At 58.1% G+C, this 234-nt stretch carries 1 protein-coding gene; it reads right to left on the reverse strand.

What is annotated here, in order from left to right; genetic code table 11:
• The coding region (locus FLQ03_RS01330; RefSeq protein ID WP_206210822.1) for a hypothetical protein at positions 1-234 on the reverse strand (234 nt) is incomplete at both ends.

Below are 234 nucleotides of genomic sequence, written 5' to 3' on the forward strand. Positions count from 1 at the left end.
GCAGCAACGGACCGTATATTCGCACACCGCCCGTCGCGACCTGACCGGTCAACAGCAGAGCTAAGATATCCAGCAGCAGGCACAACGCGCTGCCAGTGCCGAGGAACAGACATAGCAGGAAGAGGATCGGTCGGCTATCGGCGTGTAGCGGTAAAGCGCGCTGGCTCCAGACGCCAACGATAATGGCCGCGATCAACATGATCGCTTCGATAACCAGCGGATTATGCATGGTCT

It is taken from the genome of Vogesella urethralis (assembly GCF_007644045.2).
Lineage (GTDB): Bacteria > Pseudomonadota > Gammaproteobacteria > Burkholderiales > Chromobacteriaceae > Vogesella > Vogesella urethralis.